Annotated in this window: 1 protein-coding gene; it reads left to right on the top strand. The window is 61.6% G+C overall.

Going from position 1 to position 531, the window contains the following annotated elements:
- Window positions 1-344: TOBE domain-containing protein (locus tag AC1D0P_RS28030; protein WP_477679718.1), on the top strand; the 344-nt coding region annotated here is incomplete at its 5' end.
- Window positions 345-531: the final 187 nt, after the last annotated feature.

The raw sequence follows: 531 nt of genomic DNA, 5'->3' as shown, positions 1-531 counted from the left end.
ACATCCTGCCGCTCAACGGATCAGCCTCGGTGACCGGCGGTGCCGAAGCCAAATGCGGCGACCAGTTGATCAAGGCCAGCACCGACGCCGGTGCGCCGACACACAACCTTGCCATCCGGCCGGAGCATATGGCGCTTCACGCCGAACGGCCGGCGGGCGGCAATGCGCTTCCCGTCACCATCGACACAGTCACCTATCTCGGTTCGGTGACGCGCTTTTCGGCGAGCACGCCGCAATGCCCGTCGCTGATCCTGGAAATGCCGACCCATTCCGTCGCCCAGAGCTTCGTGCCGGGCAACAAGGCCTGGGTCGGCTGGAGGGAAGAGGAAGGCTATTTCCTCTAAGCAGGTTCCGGAAAAGTGTYCCRCGGTTTTCCGRCARGAACCTGCGRCAAAACAAGGACTAAGCGGRTGAATCGTTGGCTYGCCAACGAAAGTCCGCCTGGCATATGCAGGGTTGCCATCAGCTCGGCGACTGCCTGAAAACAAGGGATGAGCACATCGGCAACGACGCGCTTGGGACATCCAAACG

It is taken from the genome of Polaromonas sp. P1_G2 (assembly GCF_056405515.1).
Note: the sequence above shows the minus strand (reverse complement) of the source record. Positions and strands in the feature narration are given on the sequence as shown.